The organism is Photobacterium satsumensis (genome assembly GCF_050336935.1).
Classification (GTDB): domain Bacteria; phylum Pseudomonadota; class Gammaproteobacteria; order Enterobacterales; family Vibrionaceae; genus Photobacterium; species Photobacterium satsumensis.
This window is the reverse complement of sequence record NZ_JAKJSK010000006.1, coordinates 636,250-652,719: the sequence shown is the minus strand read 5'-3', so window position 1 is coordinate 652,719 and position 16,470 is coordinate 636,250. Positions and strand designations below refer to the sequence as shown.

Below are 16,470 nucleotides of genomic sequence, written 5' to 3'. Positions count from 1 at the left end.
AACCTCAAATTTCTTTCTTGTTACAACATATTCGGCAAGAACATCACCAAACTTTCAGAAAATGTCAGCAGCATCAGCACCGCGAACAGCGCCAATAACAGTGGGAGTACTTCCCTGACAAAGTCCACCATCTTCACTTTTAGGATGGAGCACACGGTAAACATCATTGAACCAAAGGGTGGCGTTACGCCACCGATCATAATATTCACGATAACAATGATGCCAAAATGAACAGGGTTAACCCCCAAGTTCAACACCGCGGGAAGTAGCAAAGGCGTCAGGATGATCATTGCAGCTCCACCTTCAATGAACATACCAACAACAAGTAGCAATAGGTTGATGAGTAACAGCAGAACATATTTATTGTCCGTCAACTCAATCAAACCCGAAGCAACATTGTGGGGGATTTGCTCCAGTGTCATGTAATAGCCAAAGACCATCGCACCAATGATGATAAACATCACGCTACTGGTGCCTTGTACTGTTTCGCGCAAAATCATAGGGAAATGACGAAACTCTAGCTGGCGGTATACAAAGATGCCGATGATTGAGCATAGCAATACAGCAATAGCACCGGCTTCCGTTGGGGTGAACAGACCGAAACGCATGCCAAGGATGATACCAAACGGGATCAACAGTGCAGGGATCGCTTTAAAGAAGTACTGCCAACGCTCCTTGGCCGATGCAGCCTCGCTACGTGATGGCTTATAGTTTCGCTTTCTTGCGATAAAGGCAATGGTCACCATCAAAGATATAGCCATCAAGAATGCAGGAACGTAGCCAGCAATAAACATCTGGTGTACCGACACATTTGCCAACAAAGCAAAAATAATCAGGTTAATACCTGGTGGGATAACCGGGCTGATGCTGGATGAAGCGGCAGTGACTGCCGCAGTAAACGGCAGGCCATAGCCTCGTTTAGTCATTTCAGGTGCCAAGATCTTCGACTGCATCGCTGCGTCGGCATTAGCTGACCCTGAAATTCCTCCCATCATAGTACTTAACAGCACATTCACCTGAGCAAGACCACCGGTCCGGTGCCCTATCATTGCATCTGCGAACGCGAGCAGGCTTCGGCTGATCCCGGCATAGTTCATCACCGACCCCACCATGATGAAAAAAGGGATGGCCAACAACGGAAAAGATTCTGCAGAACTGATAAAGCGCTGCATCACCAAGGTGACAGGAATCGAATTATTCAGAAATAAAAAATAAACCATCGCTGATGCAATCAACGAGAAGGCAATGGGGATGTTCAATAGAAAGAGAACAAATAGAATACCGATAGGTAGATAGCTTTCCACAACAAGACCTATTTTTTTCCGCGTTTCAGCGTGTTGATATCATCGAAAATGAATTTCACAGTATGGAGAGCCATCAGCACGAAGCTAACAAACAACACACCATTAATAGTGAAGTAAGACATTCCCATTACAGGGGTGACTTTATTCGACAGCATCATGTACTGGTAGCTCAGCACTGCCATAAGGATGTTCAATACCAGTAAGAAAAGTGATACCAGCAAATGAAAAGGACGTTTGGCTTTTTTCGGCAGTAAAGCCACAACCACATCTACGCCCATATGAAGCTTGTGCTTGTAGCATGAGCTAATACCTAAGTAGACAGCCCATATAAAGCACACAACAGAAAGCTCTTCACTCCACGGTACAACAAAACCAAAACCATATCGCAAGACCACATTCACTATGACAACGAGGACCGTGATGCTGATCGCGATTGAGGCCAATATTTCTTCTAAGTTACGTATCAAAAACACTTCTTACTCCAAAGCAGATCGTGAACCGCCAGCAACCAGAATTTACTGGCGGCTCCCGTTAGACGCTATTGCTTCTCTTGATTCGCTCGGATAGTCGCCAGTTCATTCATGATGGTCGTGTGAACACCTTCGCTCCATGACGGGAACTGGTTGTATACATCAGCAGTCAGCTGGTTGAACTCTTCTGAATTCACTTCATTGAAGGTCACACCCAGCTCTTCAAGTTTTTCGGTATACTCTTTATCCAACTTGATAAGCTCGGCAGTATTAGACTCAGCGCCCGCCTCCAGTTCTTCCATAACAATTTGCTGCTGTTCCGGTGTGAACTTGTCCCAAACAGACGGTGAAATATAAATGCCCACGGTACCCAAGAAGTGCTTAGTCAATGACATATTCTTGGCAACTTCGTAAATCTTTGTTGAGTACATGGTTAGGATTGACCCTTCAAGGCCGTCAACAACACCTTGCTGGACACCCGCATAGGTCTCAGGGAAAGGCAATGCTGCAGGTGCTGCACCCATTGACTGAAGTGTGCTGATGAATAGTTGGCTTTGCGGTACTCGAATACGCATGCCTTTCATATCTTCAGAGTTCACGATCTCTTTATTACTGATCATGTGGCGGAAACCAAACATGTAATCAGCATTCAGTACTTTGATACCCTTACCTTCAGCTTGCGCTTTCAAACCGGCAACATAGTCGGTTTTCATCATCGCAAGGTATTCATCATATGTGTTGTACAGCATAGGGCCCGCCAATGCTGCAAAATCAGGGACGTAATCACCTAGGTAGCTAAGATCTTCAACCGCAATCCAGTTAGCGCCATTCACCACCTGCTCAAGGTTATCTTTGTAGACAGGAAGCTGGCCGCCTGGGAATACTTTGATGTTCACCGAACCGTCTGTACGCTCGCGGATCACATCTGTCGCCTTGATCAGCTCTTGCGTTAGCAACTCGTTTTGTGAGAACACCAAACTCATGTTTAGGTCAATCGGCGCCGATGTATCCGCTGCTTGTTTATCAGCTTCACCACAACCAACCAATAACGCAGTCACAGTCAACACAGTTCCTAGTAGCTTTTTCATATCCTTTAGCCTTCAATATGTATTATTCGGATGAAAAACGATTTACGGCAGGGAGTATGGAAGGGAAATATTACATTCATATGAACATTCAATGCCGCACTTTGACATTCACATGAAAAACCTTATTACTCACAATTTTCCAATAGGTTAAACACGTCATTATGATATCCACTCAATGATTACGACTAACGGTGAGTGTCATAATGCGGTAACATAAGCAACATACTGTTATGTCAATTTTCAAATGAACATTCACACCATCGTAGGAATATTATGATCACTGGTCACCGCGGCGCTGCCGCTCTTGCCCCAGAAAATACCCTTGCCAGTATTAAAAAAGCAGCTGAAGCTGGCGTTAGCTGGGTTGAAATCGACACCCAGTTGAGTGCTGATGGCATTCCGGTTGTCATCCATGATGAAACGGTCAACCGCTGCACCAACGGCAAGGGAAAAATTGCTAATTTGAGTCTTGCTGAACTCAAAGAGCTGGATGCCGGTAGTTGGTTTAGCCCCGAATTTTCTGGTGAACAAATCCCTACTCTTGCCGAAGCATGTGAAGCGTGCTTGGCCTTGGGTTTAACCCTAAACCTTGAGCTTAAGATCCATCATGATAAACAAATTGAGCCATTGGTTAATGCCGTCGTTGATCTGCTCAAGGAAAAAGAATTCCCGCTTGATAAACTGCTGTTTTCAAGCTTTCAAAAACGTGCTTTAGAACTTTGCCAACAACAAATGCCAGATGTACGCCGTGGATTTATCTGTGAAGTATGGAATGATTATAGCTTAACCTCTATCGAGGCTAGCCAGCCTTACAGCGTTCATATCGATCACCGTATTTTGACGCCGACCATTGCTAAGAGCATTAAAGGCGCAGGATATGTGCTAAAAATTTGGACACTGAACAAAGCAGACAAAGCACAGCACTTCTTTGATATGGGTGTCGACAGCATCATCACTGACACACCGGATAAGTTTTAGGTCACATAAAAGGTGAAGCCTGAACAGATCTAAAATGCAGGACATGCAATGGAACTGAATCAACGCCAACAACAAATCCTCGCTACCATTCGTGCTGAGAGTGAAGTGCAAATTGATCATCTTGCCGAAAAGTTTGCTGTCACCACACAAACCATTCGTCGGGATGTCAATCATCTGTGTGAGCAAGGATTAGCACGCCGAGTCCATGGCGGTGTTAGCTTGCCTGCAGCAATGACCAATACCAGCTACCGCCACCGCTCAGAGGTAGAAGCTAAAGCCAAAGGTGATCTCACAGCCAATATTGCAGCTTGCATACCGGACGGCTCGACAGTGATGATTGGCATCGGGACGACACTCGCCCACCTTGCCCAGCACCTACTCTCAAAGTCTTCACTACGGGTCATTACCAATAATTTGCAGGTTGTGCAGATCCTCGAAGCCAATGAGCACATCGAAATCTATCTTGCTGGCGGCCAATTCCGCCGTGAACACCAAGATATCATGGGCAGCAGTGCGGTCGATTTTTTCAATAGCTTTGAGGCAGATATAGGGATCTGCGGTTGCGCTGGTGTCACCGATAACCACTATGTGATGGAGCATGAAAATATCGAGGCGGATATTTCTAAAGCGATTATCAGAAACTGTCGCCAACAATGGTTAGTTGCAGACGCTAGCAAGTGGGGGCGATTTGCAGCAATGAAAGTGGCACCGATGAATCAGTTCGATAAAATATTTACCAATAATACCCAGTTACCGACTGAACTCCCGGTATACCTAGCAGCGCCAGTCACTCAGCAATCCACATAACGAAGTGAAAATTCAGCTATCAGGGCTAATAATTAAACCTCTCCCCTTAGCCCTGAAACGGCCTAACCAGCACCAAATGCCCAATTTAGCACCATTTATTCCAAATTAGTCCCCACAACTGACTATTATTGCTCTATAATCAGCGACCATATTTTTGTCAGGCTCAGCCGTCTGCTTTAGGAAAGAAGAATGTCATTTGCATCACAGAATTTTTCTCAGGATATTGTCCGTGCACTTACCGAGTGCGGCTATGAGAAATTAACCCCAATCCAGCAACAAGCGATCCCACACGCTCGTCGCGGAACCGATATTCTTGCCAATGCCCAAACAGGTACCGGTAAAACGGCCGCTTTTTCTCTACCTATTATTCAGCAGATCTTGGATAAGCCTAAATCTCGCAGCCGCTTCAACACGCGAGCGCTAATTTTGGCACCAACCCGTGAGCTAGTTGCTCAGATCGCTAAAAACATCGAAGACTACACCAAATACACCGATATCTCGGTTGCTGCGGTTTATGGCGGAACCAAGATGTCTTCTCAAGAGAAAAAGCTTGAACCCGGCGTAGATATTCTGGTTGCAACGCCTGGTCGTTTGCTGGAACACATGGACCTTAACAACGTTACTCTTGCTAATCTTGAGTTCTTGGTTTTCGACGAAGCCGACCGTATGTTGGACATGGGCTTTATCTCTGATATCCGTCGTATCATGGGTGACATCCGCAACCAACCGCAAACCATGCTGTTCTCTGCAACCTTCTCTGCCCAAATGAACAAATTGGCTGGCGAGATTACACGCAAGCCAAAACGTATTTCTGTTAGCCCAGAAAATGCAACGGCTGATACCGTTGCTCACGTGGTATACCCCGTTGACCAAGATCGTAAACGCGAACTTCTTTCTGAATTGATCGGTAAGAAAAACTGGCAGCAAGTGTTGGTCTTCGTGAACTATAAAGAAACGGCGAACGAGCTCGTTAAAGAACTTAAGCTCGATGGTATCAAAGCTGTACTATGTCATGGCGACAAGGCACAAAGTGCCCGTCGTCGTGCCCTTGATGAGTTCAAGGAAGGCAAAGCGCGAGTAATGGTTGCGACCGAAGTTGCTGCACGAGGTCTGGATATCCAAGGTCTACCACACGTAGTGAACTTCGATATGCCTTTCCTTTCTGAAGACTATGTTCACCGTATTGGCCGTACCGGCCGTGCTGGCCTTCAAGGTCACGCTGTTTCTTTCGTGAGCCGCGAGGAAGAGCTGACGCTTCAGCAGGTTGAAAACCTGATCAAGCAGCGTATTCGCCGTGTACAACTTGCGGGTTACGAGCCAAAAAGCCGCGATGCGCTATTGAACAAAATCCACAATAAAGCCGCATTTCGTGACCGCCAAGGCCGCACCAATAACCCTGCGGCTGATCAGTCCGATGCAGAGCGTCGAGCTCGCTTGCGCCGTGCGGTAATGAACAAGTCTAAAGTGACAAAGCTGAAAAAGTAATTCAGTATTTTCGGTATAAATAACGAAAAGGGTTAGCGATCAGCTAACCCTTTTTTCGTTCTGTACTCTGCGCATTTTCAAACTACTTGGTAAGGAATGCCTGAAACTCAGCTCCTGGCACTGAGCTTGGTGTCGCGACCGCTATTGCAGCCCACATAGACCCAACAGCCATTGACTCGGTAATTGATAGCTTTGTTAACAACCCATTGATCACCCCGGCGGCAAAGGCATCCCCAGCCCCTGTAGTATCAACGACATCAGCAGCGACAGCAGGCACATACGCTTCCCCCGACTCACTATAGGCCGTGGCCCCATTCTCCCCATCCGTAACAATAAAGTATTCTAATGACGTACCAGCAATGGACTTTGCATACTGGAAAGGCGCAATATCACTACTCGTTGTTACTCTGCCCGAAGATAGAATATGAGCATTTAAATCGGATTGGGACGTGATGAGCACTTGGCACGGTCGTAGGCTATGGCTTTTGGGCAATTGGGCAACAACTAAGGTCGCATTCTTTTGCTCAAGGGCAGCTTTTGACCATTGCTCGACCCCTGCGGCACTAGAGTTGACATAAATGCCATCCCAGTGAGTAAAATCAGGCGCAGGCCCAAGTGAAAATGCAGGCCGTTCTGGACGAATAATGGTACGTTCACCATCCGGTGTCATTAATAGCATCAACTCAGGAGTGACAATATCATTACGCTGTAACAAAGAGCAATTCAACCCCTTTAAGCTAGCTTCTGCCAATAGCCAATCCGCGGTTTCATCACGTCCGACTTGGCTTACCAGTGCAACGTGATGCCCTGCGTAAACCAATGCTAATCCAGTATTCGCACCGCCGCCGCCTAAGCGCCGACCAAGATCTTGATAATGATGCCTTCCACCCGCTTGCAACGATTCTTTTAACTGCAAAATCCGATCACAGTTTAAATTCGCAACCAACATAACGTTTGCCACGTTTCTGACTCCATACTTTTCAGAGATACAAATAACCACCTGTAAAATGCGCATTCACACAGATGCTTATATCCAGATTGGTATAAAGCTACCATAAAAAAGCCACAGTGTAATAACTGCGGCTTTTAACCGTTATCTGTGCCGATCTGAGTTAGCTAAAACTTAGCTGTAATCAGCGTAAGGGTTCTCGGTCGCTAAAGGGATAGACGAAGCAAACTCCGACAGCTTTACTGAGTCAGGAGTCATCTCAATTGAGGTTTCATCCATCACGCTTTCACCAAAGTGGTAACGGATAGCCTCCTCTCCCAAGCATGCCGCATTGTCGTTGGCAACGGCCTGCGCAGAGACAACCTGATTTTTAGTGCTGTAAGCAGACAAAACATCATTGCTGTATTTCTTCGATAGCATTGCCATCGTCTGTTGCGGTGAAAGAACCAGGCCTGATGCGTTGTTACCACCAAAGCCTTTGGCATTCAGGATCACCGCTTTATAATCCTCTCCGTTCTCTCCAGCGAAAAAATGATCCGTGAGAATGTTCAAATTCGATTGATGTACATCATCAGCGATATGGTCGATCGTTTTGATCCCAGGGATCCAACCGTATTGCCATACACCCAGCGACGCGATTAGCTGATCACCCGGCGCGGTACTCATTGAATGACCAATATATGACTTAATCGCGGTTACTGGCCAATTATCAATACTGAAGGTTTTCGCGACTTCGTTGAGGATATGACTCTCTGTTACTCGGTTTTGCGGCGTGCCAGTCCCGTGGGCCTGAACATAAGTCTGCTTTACACCCTCAGGTCCTAAGATAGCTTTTGCCAAAGCCGTCGCTTTAGCGACAGTGACATAGTTACCCACACCAGGAGCTGAAATCGATTTCTTGTTGCCATCGGCATTGATAAAAACATCAGCAACCGAGCCATACACAGTTGCCCCCAGTTCTAACGCTAATTCGTCATCCATCAGCACAACAAACTGTGCCGATTCTGCCATGGTGAATCCAGCATTAGACGAAAATGGACGGCAGGCGCGGCGATTATCAACCGTCTCGCTATCATCTAGTGCTTTAAGCTGAGCATCTTCAGCCAACGCACCCATGACTCGGAAGCCTTCCATAATTTCAGAGACAACCGGCGCTTCAGCATTACCGACAATAGCCACTCGAGATTTGCCCTGCTGGATATCCAACAAGCCTTGGCGCAGGTTATATAGGAACGTGGCGCAAGCCCCCATGCTAGTCCCTGTTGTACCAATACTATTAATGACATAGCCGTTAATAAAATCAGCCGGCATTTCAGCCAAAGAAAGTGCCATCATTTTCGTACTAACACGGCCGCCAGTCAGAGGAGCCGCTAACAGACCCGACAAAGAGTTGTCATCGACCTGAGCCAGCGCACTACCTGCGTATACTGACACTTCATCAGGCTTGATATGCTTAAGCACTTCATCCCAATCTATACCCAGCGAGTTAAGTGCATCAGATGCCCCATAAACAGTTAATGTCAGGCCGCGCGGGTGAAAACGGGAATTGTATAGCTTCGCCGGATCAAAACCGGTAGGGATGTTACCGCCGCTCGTAACAGGAAAGGAAACTCGGTCTTCCAGAAGTGCATTTAGCTCACCGGTAACCGTAATCGTCACTTTGCTACCCTGCTCTTCCACCTGCCAATTTTCAGGAATACGGGTTGGTAATTTTGACTTACGCAGGGTAAAACTGATGGTTTCCTGGCCGCCATTCAACGCCGCTTTGTATTGATAGCGCAGGTTATCAGGATCGAAAGATTCAATGCGTCGGACTAATGTTCCCGCTTTGATAGCCTCAATCACTTCAGGATCGATGGCTGAACTTTCGGAAAGGCCCATACGGTGTGCGAGATCTTGCCAAGTCGAAGCCATATCGTTGTTACTAAGCACATCTGCAACCATGCGCTTATAGCTATGAAAACCTGAACTACGACCTGCGGCATTAATACCACCGAAGCCTACAATTAGCGGTAACTTAGACATCCTAAACCTGCTCTTAAAATTTTAGTCAGCATAGATTACCAATTTACACTGTTCATTCATCTGGCATTTGTGCCAATATATGCGACATACAGGCCATATTGATTTCAAATCAGTCAATACAATAATATTTTATTAAGAATAAATACCAATAAATCATGAAAATAGGATTCCTTCTCTACGAAAGAGCATTAATTACGGGGATATCCCTTGCCGCTGAGATGCTGAGTTCGGCAGCAAGCCTCAGGTCACGAGCTCAACAACGAAACGAACCGTTTTCCATAAAACTGATCGCTCCAAAACTGGCACCGACCAAAGTCACTGCGGGGCTAAAGCTCCAGCCTGATATCACTTACGATGATCCGCAAACCTTCGATATTTTGATCCTTCCGCCTATGTGGGGAAATCCACAACAATCAATTCGCCACTCACCCGACATTATTTCTTGGCTAAAGAATCAGTATCAAAAAGGCGCCAAACTGGTTGCCACGGGGACCGGTGTTGCGTGGTTAGCCGAAACGGGGTTACTCAATGGTCAAGTTGCCACCACCCATTGGTATTTTTTTGATACCTTTTCTAGCCGTTATCCGAAAGTTATCTTAAACCGCCAAGCTTCTATCACCGCAGCAGATGGGATGTACTGTACAACCAGTATCAACTCACAATCAGAAATGATCTTGTACCTAATTACAGAGTATTTTGGTCAAAAAACTGCCCAGACCATAGAAACGCATTTTGGCCATGAAATAACGAAATCAACCCAACAGCCTTTCTACCAAATTGGCGGCCAGCTGCAATTTGATGAGTCTATTGCACTCGCTCAAGACTGGATGAAACGGAACATAGCGAAGCCAATAACCGCGCAAAGTGTCGCGGATCATTGCGATGTTCCACTGCGATCCTTTAATCGAAAGTTCAAAGACCAAGTCGGTGAAACACCCCATCAGCACCTTCAGCGCTTAAGGATGGATGCCGCACAACAATTGTTGCGAGATTTTGGTATGTCAGTCCAGGATGTGGCAGAACAGGTGGGATACAAAGACGCCCATCACTTTTCAACCCGGTTTCAACAGAACTTCAACATGAGCCCTAGTCAATATCGACGGATGGTGAAAACCAAGATCTATAATCCTTAATTGACTAACCTGGAGATTTTGGAGTTTGTAGCTAATTTAAGACAGGAGGTAGGCAGCAGAAATCACTATGCTATGAGAGGATGTTTTCAAGGGTAGTTGTATGAAGCACCTCACTTTCGTTTTTTTGCTTATTATAAACCTTACGTGTCCCGACGCTAGCGCCAAGCTCCAGCCCACCAGCGGGACACTCAACAACGAAGGCATGTGTAGGCTCGACATCTATCATCTCACCAAAAGCCAGCAGGATGTGTTTGTTACTGATCTTCAAATCGCGGTCATTACCAATAACACTATGCGCCATCGTTATGTCGATCTGAAAACAGACATTGATCATCCAACCGGGTTTGAAAACATCCACTATTACCGATCCGGCAGTCCTGTCGAGGTATTTACCACCAACTGGCGTAATAATGGGAACAAGCATACGGTTGGGCGCTTTGTCATGCTAGGCGGCACTAGCGACAGACAAGCATTCGACGTTTTTGCCACACTCGTTAAAGAAGACAAGGGTCACTTCGAGTTACGCGGTAACAAGCAGAAATATCGCTTCAATGCTGATGAGCAGGATGTGACTGACTTCCTCACCTGTGTCAAAAACCATTACCGACCATAACCATTCCCAAGCAAAACTATTGCCCACAAATGCAAAAACGCCAGCTTTAAGCTGGCGTTGTGTTATTCATCTTTCTTTCATGCTAACGACTGTTTTGAGCCGTGAGGGGCTGACTGAGTAATGTCTTCATATTCACCATCAATCGTTGAGCCATGCTGTTCTTGCTGATGTGTTTGGCTATAGCCTTGCTGTTTGAGTGCCTCTTCATAGGCTGCATTTATTTTTTTCTTGATAAATGGTCGTGCAATCAGCGCGCCTAAGCCGATGAATAAACCAATGACAGCGGCGAATGTCACGGTAATGAAACCCAGTACTAAAGCAAATATGCTGGTAAGTGTATTTTTCATCGCTAACCTTCTTATCTATCGTACTTTCATGCTTTGCAGTGTATAGCAGCATAAATGAACCAATGATGAACAGTGCGTTTATCTTCGCAAATCCCCTTTTCTTACCGCTTAGTAAATAAAAAAGCCCTCACAATTGAGGGCTTTAAGTCAGGAAATATTTTCAGTTATTTGTTAGATACTGGGATACCTTGCCCTCGAACACCATCCTTACGTGGGATTTCGAATACCGCTGGTGTCCAGGCTGGCACCTTAGCCACAACGCCATTCTTCGCATCTGCAACACTTGCCTGTGATGCTAAAGCTGTTGTGTGATAAGGGCTTAGCGCCAAATCCGTCGTCCAATTAATATCTTGTGCCTGGTTGGTCGCATTAATAACAATGACGAGGCCATCCAGGTTACTATCGCGATCGGTCCCGGAGGCTGTACCGTTATCAATAGACATCACGATCAAGCCCGGTGTTTGCGCACTGCCAGTGTTATGGAAATCAACACGCTTGTTAACTTCTTCACCGGTTCCCAGGGTAATCAGCGGGTAAGACTTACGAAGCAAGGCCAGTTCTTTGAAATACTCAACCATTGCGGCCATTTCGGCATGAGATGGTTTTGCATTGGCACCTGCTGAAGAAAGTACCTCTTCAATTAACGCATAGTTGTCGCCGTCTTTGTCTTTGCGTGGTAAACCTTTATCCCAGTTGTTGTCATTAAGGGTAAAATCAACCAAGTTATACCAGTCACCGGAGTCGTAAGAGTCACGCTGCATAGATTTCGAGCGAAGCAATTCAGAACCCATGTGGGTAAATGGCATACCTTGACCCAGCATCGCTGTCGCGATGGAAACCGCCTGCATTCGAACTCGATCACCTGATGTTACGTCGTAACCAATTTTGTATTGATTGTTATCCCACAACGTCTGATTATCGTGCTTCGATACGTAGTTTTGGATCTCGGTTGGGTCAACCGCATACCCTGCAGGCTGACCGTTGTAATCCAACTCATCACCACGGATTGCTTTGCCAGTTGAATCGACAAACTTAAAGTCTTTCAGGTTACCAGCCATACCTAAACGTGTTAGATCTGCAAGATGCAAAGCCGTCTCTTTGGTCACATCGCTAATTTCGTTAGGCTGAACAAACGCACCGTTACCAAATCCTTGTGTTTTACGGATCCCCTCTTTGCTATCAAATGGGCTACCACCACGTACGGCATCACGCAAACGATCAGAGAAACTTCCGATCCCCGTACCACCAAGGTTTGGCTGGGTAGCCTGGACAAACAGTGCATCATTTTCAACTTCACCGAAGTTCCAGCCTTCGCCATAGAAGTAGGTATTTGGATCAACTTTCTGTACTTCAAGCAACGAGCGTTGCATTTGATCCAGTGGATGATGACCCATCAAGTCAAAGCGGAATGAATCAATCTTGTAATCTCGCGACCATACCACCAGCGAGTCACTGATCATTTTTTCAAACATAGCGCGCTCTGGTGCCGTGTTCGAACAACAAGTTGTGTTCTCTACGTTACCTGTCACTGGATTCAAGCGTTGGTAGTACCAAGGTACAAGCTTATCAAGCACCGAGGTACGAGCTTCAGGACCGGCCGAGTTAGTGTGGTTATACACTACATCCATCACCACATTCATACCGATATCATGTTTGATAGCCATTACCGCTTCACGCAACTCTTTGATACGCTGCGGACCATCTGGATTGGTCGAGTAAGAGCCTTCTGGAACCGTGTAATGGAATGGGTCGTATCCCCAGTTAAAGCTGTCGGCATCTGAAACAAACCGGTTCAATTCCTGCACGACAGGGTTTTCTTTAGAATCGTCTTGTTTTACCTCTTCTAGTGCTTCCGCAATCGTCATACCCGATGAACAATACTTCGAAAACTTGGAAGATTTCACCGCAGTATTGACTTCACAAAGCTTGCTGAATGGTTCTTCAATATTCGCCACTTCATTCGGGTTTTCATTGATTGTGGCAATATCAAAGATTGGCAATAGATGTAGGTGCGTAACCCCACTTTCACTTAATGATTTTAAGTGATTGACGGGCACGGTATCGGGCTGGGTAAATGCAATAAACTTACCGCGGGCATCAGCCGATGTTGATTCGTCTTGCGCAGAAAAGTCACGAACGTGTGATTCATAAATCACAAACTGCGCTGGGTTAGATTGATCGATTGGTCTTTTAAGATCATCCCAACCTTGTGGCTTGAGATCTGGATCATCAAGATCAATCACCTGGCTGTACTCAGAGTTCATCGACAAACTCAACGAGTACGGATCGGTAACCTGGTAGCTTTCTACCTTGCCTGACACAGGATGGAATACATCAACTAAATAACGGAAGTAAGTACCATTCGGTGCTTTGTCTGTTTCCAGTGACCAAACCCCAGAGGCTTCATCATAATCCATCTGAAGGCGACCAAGCTCTTCTTTGTTATCGCCAAAGAGGACGGTAACAACATTCTGAGCTGACGGAGCCCAAACATTGAATTGGGTAGAGTTACCTTCAACCACTGCCCCTAATTCGATGTCCGATGCCGCACTGGCAAATAGCTGATCGAAGGCACCAGCAGGTTGTACCTTGGTACCATTAAGTACTAACCCTTCTTCATCAACAGCGATCGCAGCCAACTCAGCTTTAATCACCGGACGCATATCTATTGCACTATCAATTGAATATGCGCGTTTGTTTGCCAAATGTGGGAACTTGGCTCTCACATCAGCGCTGAGGACAGTCGGTTCCAAGACGATATATTCAGCGTCATATTTATTTTCGCTATTTGGACCAAAGCCGCCCTCAAGCTGAACATAAAGGCGTACTTCATCCGCCGATTCTGCCCCATCCCAAATAAATGTGTGACCCTCAACTAAATGTGCTTCTGCATTTGCAACACCAAAAAGAAGTACGTATGCATCACCACGAGAATCGTAAGCCTGATTACTGCCCGCAACATAGGAAGCGGTTCTATCTTTGATCTCATTGAAATCAACTTTGGCGTCACTGCCAGATAAGTTGCTTAGGTTCTCATCGCGAATGATGAAGTTAATACACTCAGTACTTCCGCTTTTTAGTGGAAGTTTCCAGTAAGGGCCAAATTCATCGACACCTACTGGTGCGATAGACTTATCATCCCAACCAGCGCTTTCTTGAGCGGCTCTATCACAAGTCTCGTTGTTCCAAACATGAAGGCTGTAATTATCGTAGGATGACAATGATTTAGCCTTATCATTTTTCGCCACCATATAAATAACAGCTTCATCAGAACCTGCTTGAATCGGCTCTTCTACCGATCCACTTTGAGGTAAGAAAGCTGTTGGTCCATCCGTTTCTGGTAATTCGATATCAATCGCTGGTGGGTTGGTCGTATCAAATTTACCATCAGCAGATGACGAGCTATTACAGCCAACAATAACAAACGCAGAACACAGTGGAATCACGGCTTTTGCAACCGTTGATAGTTTAAAGTTCACGAGATTTTTCCCTTTATACTCATAATTTTATGGGGGGAAGTATAAAATTTGAGTTTTAATTATGGCGGGAACAATACTGAATCTAAGGCTCTGCATACTGTGACCAAAAGCACTAAAATGTAGTTTATTAACAACAGTTCATATGCTTTTGGGCTAGGTATCACTCTTTGTACAGAGTGAATATTATGCAGGCGGTGATAATTCAACCAGAACAGTAACTAAATGTAACCAACAGAATTTGCAGATAATTTATCTCAATGATCCTTTTTAAACCGGCATTCAAAAAAACCCGGCATTTGCCGGGCGGATATTTTTTCAGCTCGTGTAAATATCACTGTGGCCGTTCAATCAAGCGCCATGCTCAATCCAACAGAGATGGTATAGGCCGATAGATCATCATGCCATACTAGCTGGCTTGCTTCAGCATACCCATACCAATCGTTGCTCAATGCGCCTGATATACCCAAATGCACTCGTCCATAAACATCATCATCAGACTCAATCACAATGGGTAAAATACTGCCTGAGTAGTTGGATTTAAGCTGCGAGATGATCCGTTCTCTACCACTGGCAATATCGTAATGAACATACCCTTTCGCATAAGGCTGGAACACACCAAAAGGAGTCCTAAAAGGGTGCGATATACTCATGCCCGTGATTAGCATGGTTGATTCTAGCGCATCAACATCCTCGATCTTCGAAAACAGATAACTCGAATTACTCAAAGACAATCTTTCTTCATAACGCTCGGTATCTGACAGGGTATATTGCAAACTACTTTCAAATGCCACATTCAGATAGTTGTAGTCAAAAATGTAACCTGCTCCCAGCGAAAAGACCCAAATATCAGAATCAGCTTCATTGGTGTTGCTCACTACAGGATCTGTGTATAAAGTCACTTGCCGCTCTATGTCTGTATCCATTACCGCATAGCTGGCATTAAAATCGATAAACCAAGCATCTTGGAAATAGGTAAAATAGCCCGACGCCATCAAGCCATCGATTTCAGTATCACTTCCTTCCGATAATGGCTGGTAAAATGGCAAGCCCAGTGTGAGCCCAAATAGATATTGGTTCTGGAATAAATAATCACCACCGAGGGTTAATGAATAACCACTATGATCCTGCTCTACCGACTTGTTGAGAGATGCATTGTCTACAAGGGCAGTATTATCAACCCGAATGTAACCAGCCACTTGTGAGTGGTAACCGTCACCAAATGCTCCAGTGTCAGACAGTGCTTTCTCTGGCAATCCTGGTGGACTGTATATTGATAAAGGGTCATTACTGTACAAAGGTACATAGCCATATGAAGAGCGGTTAGCGTTGGTAGCATGCCGTACGCCAATCGACGTCGAATGGTTATTTAACGACCGGTATTTTTTATCAACTTTATCACCCCGGACATGACTTGCCATGTCTTTGATTTCTGCCATTGCTGTATCAACTTCCGATGACAACTTTTTGGTAAATGAGCCATCAAATAAATCCGAGCCGAATACACTATTAGCCGTTACAGAAAATACGATACAGACTACAGGCAGGTAGGAAGATACCCTTAGAACTGACGCAATCATATTGCCCCCAAACTTTCACGCCACTTAAAATTATCTAGTAACTGCGATGTGGCTTATAGTTATGAGTGTAGATAGCAGTGGAAGGCAAAAAGCACGAACTACCCTGTCGTCGCAAAAACTATACAAGCCTCTTTTTTTTAATATTAAAACTTTTCCATTTCGTACAATTTTATCCATCATGAAAAGTGAAATATTGCTAATGGTATGGTTGTAAT

The 16,470-nt window shown here is 45.4% G+C and carries 13 protein-coding genes; 5 read left to right on the top strand and 8 right to left on the bottom strand.

What is annotated here, in order from left to right:
* Positions 1–20: 20 nt before the first annotated feature.
* The 3 genes from L4D79_RS02995 to L4D79_RS02985 form a co-directional block, all read right to left on the bottom strand.
* Complete coding sequence (locus L4D79_RS02995) at positions 21–1,304, bottom strand: TRAP transporter large permease (protein ID WP_428647170.1); 1,284 nt, start codon at positions 1,302–1,304, stop codon at positions 21–23.
* An 8-nt stretch (positions 1,305–1,312) separates the two neighbouring features.
* On the bottom strand, positions 1,313–1,777 hold the full coding sequence (locus tag L4D79_RS02990; RefSeq protein ID WP_428647167.1) for a TRAP transporter small permease: 465 nt from the start codon (positions 1,775–1,777) through the stop codon (positions 1,313–1,315).
* A 65-nt stretch (positions 1,778–1,842) separates the two neighbouring features.
* Entirely contained in the window at positions 1,843–2,862 is a 1,020-nt protein-coding gene (locus L4D79_RS02985; RefSeq protein ID WP_428647164.1) for a C4-dicarboxylate TRAP transporter substrate-binding protein, read from the bottom strand.
* A 273-nt stretch (positions 2,863–3,135) separates the two neighbouring features.
* On the opposite strand from L4D79_RS02985, the gene L4D79_RS02980 reads away from it, so the two are divergent.
* From L4D79_RS02980 to L4D79_RS02970, 3 genes are all read left to right on the top strand, one after another.
* Entirely contained in the window at positions 3,136–3,840 is a 705-nt protein-coding gene (locus L4D79_RS02980; protein ID WP_428647161.1) for a glycerophosphoryl diester phosphodiesterase, read from the top strand.
* Positions 3,841–3,888: 48 nt separating this feature from the next.
* Positions 3,889–4,647: a DeoR/GlpR family DNA-binding transcription regulator gene (locus L4D79_RS02975; protein WP_428647159.1), complete on the top strand. Its 759-nt coding sequence runs from the start codon at positions 3,889–3,891 to the stop codon at positions 4,645–4,647.
* Between the two features lie 189 nt (positions 4,648–4,836).
* Positions 4,837–6,132, top strand: coding sequence for a DEAD/DEAH box helicase (locus L4D79_RS02970; RefSeq protein ID WP_428647156.1), 1,296 nt, complete (start codon positions 4,837–4,839; stop codon positions 6,130–6,132).
* Positions 6,133–6,214: 82 nt separating this feature from the next.
* On the opposite strand, the gene L4D79_RS02965 is transcribed toward L4D79_RS02970, so the two are convergent.
* Together L4D79_RS02965 and L4D79_RS02960 are read right to left on the bottom strand one after the other, a co-directional pair.
* A complete protein-coding gene (locus tag L4D79_RS02965; protein WP_428647154.1) occupies positions 6,215–7,093 on the bottom strand; it encodes a PfkB family carbohydrate kinase in 879 nt (292 codons plus the stop codon).
* A 162-nt stretch (positions 7,094–7,255) separates the two neighbouring features.
* Positions 7,256–9,106 (bottom strand): beta-ketoacyl synthase, encoded by a 1,851-nt coding sequence (locus L4D79_RS02960; protein ID WP_428647151.1) that lies wholly within the window; start codon positions 9,104–9,106, stop codon positions 7,256–7,258.
* A gap of 155 nt (positions 9,107–9,261) precedes the next feature.
* Between L4D79_RS02960 and L4D79_RS02955 the strand changes: the two genes are divergently transcribed.
* Positions 9,262–10,239 (top strand): GlxA family transcriptional regulator, encoded by a 978-nt coding sequence (locus L4D79_RS02955; RefSeq protein WP_428647148.1) that lies wholly within the window; start codon positions 9,262–9,264, stop codon positions 10,237–10,239.
* 100 nt (positions 10,240–10,339) lie between these two features.
* Positions 10,340–10,852, top strand: coding sequence for a hypothetical protein (locus L4D79_RS02950; RefSeq protein WP_428647145.1), 513 nt, complete (start codon positions 10,340–10,342; stop codon positions 10,850–10,852).
* A gap of 77 nt (positions 10,853–10,929) precedes the next feature.
* Here the strand turns inward: L4D79_RS02950 and L4D79_RS02945 are convergent, their stop codons facing one another.
* The 3 genes from L4D79_RS02945 to L4D79_RS02935 all read right to left on the bottom strand — a co-directional run bounded on the left by L4D79_RS02945 (position 10,930) and on the right by L4D79_RS02935 (position 16,255).
* Positions 10,930–11,199 (bottom strand): hypothetical protein, encoded by a 270-nt coding sequence (locus tag L4D79_RS02945; protein ID WP_428647142.1) that lies wholly within the window; start codon positions 11,197–11,199, stop codon positions 10,930–10,932.
* A 164-nt stretch (positions 11,200–11,363) separates the two neighbouring features.
* On the bottom strand, positions 11,364–14,678 hold the full coding sequence (gene pulA / locus L4D79_RS02940) for a pullulanase-type alpha-1,6-glucosidase (RefSeq protein ID WP_428647139.1): 3,315 nt from the start codon (positions 14,676–14,678) through the stop codon (positions 11,364–11,366).
* A gap of 344 nt (positions 14,679–15,022) precedes the next feature.
* Positions 15,023–16,255 carry an autotransporter domain-containing protein gene (locus L4D79_RS02935; RefSeq protein ID WP_428647137.1) on the bottom strand — a complete coding sequence of 411 codons (1,233 nt, stop codon included), beginning with the start codon at positions 16,253–16,255 and terminating at the stop codon, positions 15,023–15,025.
* Positions 16,256–16,470 lie beyond the last annotated feature (215 nt).

Coding starts and splice junctions, on each gene's coding strand:
- L4D79_RS02945 (WP_428647142.1), bottom strand. CDS start 11,199: ATGAAAAATACACTTACCAGCATATTTGCTTTAGTACTGGGTTTCATT.
- L4D79_RS02975 (WP_428647159.1), top strand. CDS start 3,889: ATGGAACTGAATCAACGCCAACAACAAATCCTCGCTACCATTCGTGCT.
- L4D79_RS02985 (WP_428647164.1), bottom strand. CDS start 2,862: ATGAAAAAGCTACTAGGAACTGTGTTGACTGTGACTGCGTTATTGGTT.
- L4D79_RS02950 (WP_428647145.1), top strand. CDS start 10,340: ATGAAGCACCTCACTTTCGTTTTTTTGCTTATTATAAACCTTACGTGT.
- L4D79_RS02960 (WP_428647151.1), bottom strand. CDS start 9,106: ATGTCTAAGTTACCGCTAATTGTAGGCTTCGGTGGTATTAATGCCGCA.
- L4D79_RS02970 (WP_428647156.1), top strand. CDS start 4,837: ATGTCATTTGCATCACAGAATTTTTCTCAGGATATTGTCCGTGCACTT.
- L4D79_RS02955 (WP_428647148.1), top strand. CDS start 9,262: ATGAAAATAGGATTCCTTCTCTACGAAAGAGCATTAATTACGGGGATA.
- L4D79_RS02980 (WP_428647161.1), top strand. CDS start 3,136: ATGATCACTGGTCACCGCGGCGCTGCCGCTCTTGCCCCAGAAAATACC.
- L4D79_RS02935 (WP_428647137.1), bottom strand. CDS start 16,255: ATGATTGCGTCAGTTCTAAGGGTATCTTCCTACCTGCCTGTAGTCTGT.